Origin of the sequence: Brevibacillus sp. BC25, assembly GCF_000282075.1 — a bacterium.
In the GTDB taxonomy this organism is placed as follows: Bacteria; Bacillota; Bacilli; order Brevibacillales; family Brevibacillaceae; genus Brevibacillus.
On the sequence record NZ_AKIX01000067.1, the window covers coordinates 20,958 to 27,836 of the forward strand.

Annotated in this window: 6 protein-coding genes; all 6 read right to left on the minus strand. The window is 48.6% G+C overall.

What is annotated here, in order from left to right:
- Positions 1–40: 40 nt before the first annotated feature.
- Positions 41–1,684, minus strand: a complete 1,644-nt coding sequence (locus PMI05_RS18710) for a formate--tetrahydrofolate ligase (protein WP_255344506.1) — start codon at positions 1,682–1,684, stop codon at positions 41–43.
- A gap of 144 nt (positions 1,685–1,828) precedes the next feature.
- Positions 1,829–2,941 carry an RNA-guided endonuclease TnpB family protein gene (locus tag PMI05_RS18715; protein WP_007725012.1) on the minus strand — a complete coding sequence of 371 codons (1,113 nt, stop codon included), beginning with the start codon at positions 2,939–2,941 and terminating at the stop codon, positions 1,829–1,831.
- Positions 2,942–3,134: 193 nt separating this feature from the next.
- Positions 3,135–4,499: an FAD-binding oxidoreductase gene (locus tag PMI05_RS18720; RefSeq protein ID WP_007725016.1), complete on the minus strand. Its 1,365-nt coding sequence runs from the start codon at positions 4,497–4,499 to the stop codon at positions 3,135–3,137.
- A gap of 16 nt (positions 4,500–4,515) precedes the next feature.
- On the minus strand, positions 4,516–5,790 hold the full coding sequence (locus PMI05_RS18725; protein WP_007725020.1) for a TRAP transporter large permease: 1,275 nt from the start codon (positions 5,788–5,790) through the stop codon (positions 4,516–4,518).
- Positions 5,791–5,797: 7 nt separating this feature from the next.
- The gene (locus PMI05_RS18730; protein WP_007725023.1) at positions 5,798–6,265 is read right to left on the minus strand and encodes a TRAP transporter small permease; all 468 of its coding nucleotides are present in this window, start codon (positions 6,263–6,265) and stop codon (positions 5,798–5,800) included.
- Between the two features lie 64 nt (positions 6,266–6,329).
- The coding region (gene dctP, locus PMI05_RS18735; protein ID WP_007725031.1) for a TRAP transporter substrate-binding protein DctP at positions 6,330–6,879 on the minus strand (550 nt) is incomplete at its 5' end.

Sequence of the window (6,879 nt, forward strand, 5' to 3'; positions counted from 1 at the left end):
AACCTTTTACAGTTGTCAGCTTTTTGTCAAACTTTTTTGATTAGCTTAATCCGATCACTTGCCCATCCTCGTCTACATATAACGATTCCGCAGCCGGCTTTTTCGGGAGGCCTGGCATCGTAACCAAGCTTCCGGTCAGTGCGACGATAAAACCAGCTCCTGCTGATATGCGCACTTCACTCACTTGGATTGTGAAGTCAACAGGTGCCCCCAACAGATCAGCGCGATCCGTAAAGGAGTACGGTGTTTTCGCCATGCACACAGGCAGATGGGACATGCCCATTTCTTCTACCTTTTGCATCGTTTTCAATGCAAGCGGCGAAAAGACAACCCCTGATCCACGATATACTTCTTTCACGACTGTCTCAATCTTGTCTTTAATGCTAAGGTCTTCCTCATACAAGAATCGGAAGGACGAAGGTCGCTCTGCTGCACGAGTCACTTTTTCAGCCAGCTCGACACCGCCTGCTCCTCCTTCTGCCCACACTTTGGACAGAGCCGCTTCGGCTCCGGCCGCTTGGCACAGCGCAACTACGGCATCGACCTCTGCCTGGGTATCCGTCGCAAAATGATTGATAGCCACCACTGCTGGCACACCGAACTTCTGCAGGTTTTCCAAATGGCGCTTGACGTTTTCGAAGCCTTTTTCCAGAGCAGACAAGTTCTCCACTGCGAGGTCAGGTACTTTTACCCCGCCGTTGTATTTCAACGAACGAACCGTAATGACCACGACAGCAGCCGATGGAGTCAGACCTGCTTTTCTACACTTGATGTCAAAGAACTTCTCCGCTCCCAGATCCGCACCAAAGCCCGCCTCTGTTACGACGTAATCCGCCAGCTTCAAGGCCATCTTGGTTCCGATCACGCTACTGCACCCATGCGCGATATTGGCAAAAGGTCCGCCGTGAATGATGACCGGAGTTCCCTCGATTGTCTGTACGAGATTGGGCTTGATCGCTTCCTTCAAGAGAACGCACATCGCATCGACCGCGTTGATTTCTTCTGCCCGTACTGGCTGATCATCGAAATCGTAGCCAATAATGATATGGTTCAACCGCTCGCGCAAGTCTGCTAGATTCTCACTCAAACATAAAATCGCCATGATTTCCGACGCGGTCGTAATCATGAAGCCATCTTCACGCGTCATTCCATTGCCGTCACCCAGACCAACAACGATGTTACGCAGTGCGCGGTCGTTCATGTCCATTGCCCGTTTCCAGACGATTTTCTTTGGATTGAGCCCACGCGGATTGCCATGGAAAATATGATTGTCGATCATCGCTGCCAACAAGTTATGTGCAGCTGTAATCGCATGAATGTCCCCTGTAAAATGCAGGTTAATTTCATCAGCCGGGAGAATTTGTGCTTGGCCACTTCCGGTTGCTCCTCCTTTGATCCCCATGCAAGGACCCAAGGACGGCTCGCGAAGCGCTGCAATTGTTTTCTTCCCGAGAAAATTTAATGCTTGTGACAGACCAATCGTCGTGAGCGTCTTGCCTGCTCCCGCCGGGTTAGGATTCATCGCTGTAACAAGAATCAGTTTGCCATCAGGGCGCTCCTTCACTTGCTCCCATAGCTCATCTGATAGTTTGGCTTTATACTTTCCGTATAGCTCCAAATGCTGTTCTTCGATACCTGCACTCTTGGCAATTTCAACAATAGACTTCATTTTTGCCGTTGCCAAAACCTTATAAAAGTCTATAAAGCTTGTTTGCTTCCTGCTTCTTCGTGCCTGCTTTTGCCGAAGCTACTTACATTGGATATGACACTCCACAGGCGTAAATTCGGATGCAACGAATCCTACATACTAACAGTAACTTGTTTGGTGTTAGCTTGCTAGTTTTGCCAGATTGATAGCAGCATTCAGGTCTCTATCTATCTTTAGCCCACATTGACATTTGAATATTCTGTCTGATAGTCTCAAGTCTCGATTTATCTGACCACATTCAGAACAAGTTTTTGATGAAGGATACCACTTGTCAGCTTCCATAAAGCGAATGCCGTATTTCTCACACTTGTACTGTATTTGTCTTTTGAACTCGTAAAGTTTCTGTTGCGAGATGGCTTTAGACAAATGACGATTCTTCATCATGCCTTTGATATTCAATGTCTCCATCACTACTATGCCAGGCTTGGTTTTCACGATAGCATTTGTAGCTTGATGGAGGTGGTTGTTACGGATATTCGTTAGTCTCCGATTAAGCAAACGAATAGAATTCTCGACTTTTACAATGTTGCTCGTTTTGACGAAACGGTTTCCCTCCTTACTCATCTTGTATTTACGAGAAACGTTACGTTGCAACCTGCGTAATCGCCTCTCCGCTTTCTTAACTGCCTGGAAATAATTGATGTTCTTGAACACCATTCCATTTGAGCATATAGCAAGGTGTTTTATCCCTACATCAATGCCAATGACTGCATGAGTTAGTTTAGGTTTTTCCACTGCTTGCTCAATACCGATTGATAAGTACCAATACCTCCCGTCAAAAGAGGCTCTCGGATTCGTGTACTTCACATTCGCAGGTAGCTTTTCTGCCGTAGTAACCCAACCAATCTTTTCGATCAACACCCTATCATTTTTCACTTTCAACTTCACATTGTCATTGTAAAACGAGGGTTTGGTATGTTTGCGACTTTTGAACCTTGGCTTGTCGCTCAATTTCTTAAAGTACTTCTTAAATGCTTCACAGGCGTCTTTGACGGCTTGTTTAGTCACGTTGTTAGATACATCATACAACCAAGCAAAATCGTCTGTTTGTTTCAACTGAGTCAACTCTTTGCGTAAAACCCTGTCAGATAGAAACTTCCCACCGTTTTGGTAATTTTGTTCCTGTCTTGATAGTGCCCAGTTGTACGACCAACGAGCAGTTCCTGCGGACTTCCACAGCTGCCTTTCCTGTTCAGCAGTTGGCTTCAATCTAACTTTCTTCGCCAAAATCATTTTCTGCTAACCCCTTATAACTCACTCTTTCCTTCTTTCAGAGCGGTTAGTTACCTCCCTGCCATATCAGAATTTTTTTATCGATTCACCATCTCTACATTCTGCATTTTTCCTTTTTCTCCTCTCCTCTTCGACACATTACGCAAAAGAAAAAGCCCACATTCCGACAAACGTTCAGAATGCAGGCTCTCTGTTATTTCCCGAAAATTTTTCCCGGATTCAAAATACCGTTCGGGTCCATCACTTGTCTCATAGCTTGCATGACATCCAGTGCTTCTCCGTGTTCCTTGCGCTGGTATTTGATTTTCCCGACACCCACACCATGTTCTCCGGTGCAGGTTCCTCCCCGACTCAATGCGTATTCCACCAGATGGGCATTTACTTCCTCAGCACGCGCCACTTCTTCGGGGTCATTCAGGTCGATCATCAGGATAGCGTGATAGTTCCCATCCCCGACATGCCCTGCAATCGCTCCATCCAGCCCAGCGCGATCAATGGTTTGCCGTGCGTCCACAACTGCTCCGGCCAGCTCGGAAATCGGCAAGCAAACATCTGTCACCATCAGCTTTTTCCCAGGGGATTTGTGTAGGAAGGCATACGCCAGGTTATGACGAGCATCCCAGAGCTGTGTCCGCGCCTTCGAATCTGTTTCAAAAAGAAACTGCGTGCAGCCATGTCCATCGGCGATGTTCTGCGCAAAGTCGATATCATACGCGAGCCCTTGTTCACTGCCGTGGAACTCGATAAACAGCGTCGGTGCTTCCGGGTAGCTCGTTTCTTTGTACAGATTCACTTGTTGGATAGAACGTTCATCAACCAGCTCGATTCGCGCTACTTGAATACCCGCTCCGAGAATATCCACGACGGTATCGACGGCATCCTGAACAGAAGGGAAGCTGGCACGCGCCGCCGTTGTCGCCTCAGGGATGCCGTAAACACGCAAGGTCAGCTCTGTGAATACACCAAGCGTTCCCTCCGACCCGACAAACAGCCCAGTAAGATGATAGCCTGAAGAGGATTTGGCTGTCATGCTCCCTGTACGGATTATACGTCCGTCCGCCGTCACCAATTCCAGATCGCGCACCTGATCACGCATCACGCCATAGCGAACAGAGGTTGTTCCGCTAGCGTTTGTAGCAGCCATCCCACCTAGAGTCGCGTCCGCGCCAGGATCGACGGAGAAAAACAAACCGTGCTTTTTCAATTCTTTATTGAGCTGAGTGCGCGTCACACCGGGCTGGACTCTCACGAGGAAATCCTTCGGTCGCACCTCCAGCACTTGGTTCATCAAGGAAAAATCCATGCTAATTCCGCCCGCATAAGGAATCGCGTGGCCTTCCAGACTGGTCCCCATGCCAAACGGTGTTACCGCGATGTGCTTTTCGTTGGCCAGCTTCATGATTTGACTGACTTCCTCTGCCGTCTGCGGAAATACGACCACATCTGGAAGATGCGGGGTATGGTACGATTCATCATGACTGTGGTGCTCCAGTACAGTGGGGTTGGTCGATACTCGTTCTTCCCCCAGCAATCCCACTAACGCTTGCTTGTAATCCACGTTGGTTCCTCCTCCGTTACTTGCTCAAGTTAACAAGGAATAAGCTGATTTCAGGAATGTAGGTGATGAGCATCAAGTCGACGATCATGATGACCAAAAACGGGATCACCGCTCGCTCAATCTCCGTATTCTGGAGCTTCGCAATATTTCCTGCTACCAACAAATTGATCCCAACCGGTGGAGTCAGCATACCGATAGCGGAGTTGACGACCATGATCACCCCGAATAGCACCGGATCAATGCCCAAAGAATTCGTGATCGGAAGCAGGATCGGCGTCAGAAGAATAATCGTAACCGCCGTTTCCATGAACGTCCCCAAAACGAGCAGTAAGATGTTAATAATGAGTAACGTGATGATCGTGCTGTCGGTAATCCCCAGCATGAATTGCGCAATTTCCTGCGGGATGTTTTCCCTCGTCATCAGATAACCAAATGCATTGGCGGTCGCGATAATAAGCATGATGACCGCGGTCATGCTAGCAGAGCCCGCGAATATTTCCCCCAAGTCCTTCCACTTGATTTCCCGGTAAACGAAAAGACCGACAACCAGACCGTAAATCACGGCTACCACTGCTGCTTCTGTCGGAGTAAAGATGGCTCCGTATATACCACCAAGGATAATGATCGGCATGAGGATCGCCAAAATGGAGTCCTTGAATGCCTCCCATATCTCTTTAGACGTATGCTTCTCTCCGCCACCCCAGCCGTTTTTCTTACTGATCCAATACGAGTACAGGATCAGTGAGATCGCTACGAGAATCCCCGGCCCGATCCCGGCAATAAACAAATCGCTAATCGAGGCACTCGCTGCTACCCCGTACAAAACCATTGGCACGCTCGGAGGAATCATGACACCGATCGTTCCGCCTGTTGCATGCAAGGCCGCAGAAAACCGGACATTATACCCTTTTTTGACCATGTGCGGGATCAAAATTCCCCCTACGGCTGCCGTTGTCGCAGCAGAAGAACCCGATATCGCTGCAAAAAAAGTACAACCCATGACCGCCACGATAGCCAATCCTCCCGGCAGGTTCCCGACAATCGTATTCGCAAAACGAATCAGCCTAGCCGAGATTCCGCCTGTTTCCATCAGCTTTCCTGCCAAGAGGAAGAACGGGATCGCCATCAGTGGGAAGGAATCTGTCCCGTTGAACATTTTCTGAATGACAACCAGAAGAAGGATGTTTCCCTCCAGCATAAACACGACAACGACAGATAACCCCAGTGCTACCCCAATCGGTACGTTCAGGATCAGGAGCACCAACAGTGTTACAAACAAAATCGTACCCACAATCTGGTCACTCCTTCCCGGTAATGTCTTTCCATGTCACGTGGATCACATTCATGATGAGTAAGGCACCGCTAATCGGAATCACCATGTATACATAGCCCATGGGAACGAGCAGAGTGGGTGAGGTTTGTGTCATGCTTCTCGCAGATAGCACGTAGCCTTGCTGAACCATGACGAGAAAGAAAAGCAGACTACACAAAGCTGCAATAACCAGCACCACCTTGTTCATGCGAGGCGACAAGTACTTTTGAATGTATTCCGTACCGATGTGTGCTTTGATCGACATCGCGTACGCTGATCCCAGAAATGTGATCCAGATTAGCAAATACCGAGCCAATTCCTCCGTCCATGCCAAGGGCTGGTCGAGCAAAAAACGGAAAAGCACCTGCAGGAAGACAGCGATCACCATAATAGCCAGAAGGGCAATGATGAAAAAACGAAGGATGCTGTTTATTTTAGAAACAAGGTTGCCCACACACAATCTCCTTTCGCAGGAAAAAGGGGAGAAAAGCCAGAGTGGCTCATCTCCCTTCTGTCGTTTATTTTGTATTTACAATTTGATCCACCAGCTCTTTGCCAAACTGCCCGGAAAACTTGTCATAGACAGGCTTCATCGCATCGCGGAAAGCTTGTTTATCCACATCCTCGGTAATGACTACACCTTTTGCTTTAATAGTGGAAATGGCCTCTTCTTCCATCTTGATCATCAACTCGCGCTCGTACTGACCCGCTTTTTTGGCTTCCTCGGCAAGAAGTTGCTGGACATCCGCCGGGAGCTTGTCCCATACAGGCTTGCTGAACAAGATCATCGCCGCTGAGTAGACATGCCCGGTCAATGCCATTTGTGTTTGTTTGGATTCATACAACTTGTAGGTCTGTGCGACAATCGCCGGATTTTCCTGGGCATCGACGACTCCTTGTTGCAGCGCCGTCAGCGCCTCTGTCCAAGCCATTGGGGTCGGCTTCGCTCCCAATGCTTCGAATGCGGCTAGATGAATCGGGTTTTCCTGCGTGCGTATCTTCAACCCTGCCACATCTTCCGGCTTCTTGATCACCTTCGAACCGTTCGTAATATGGCGGAAGCCGTTT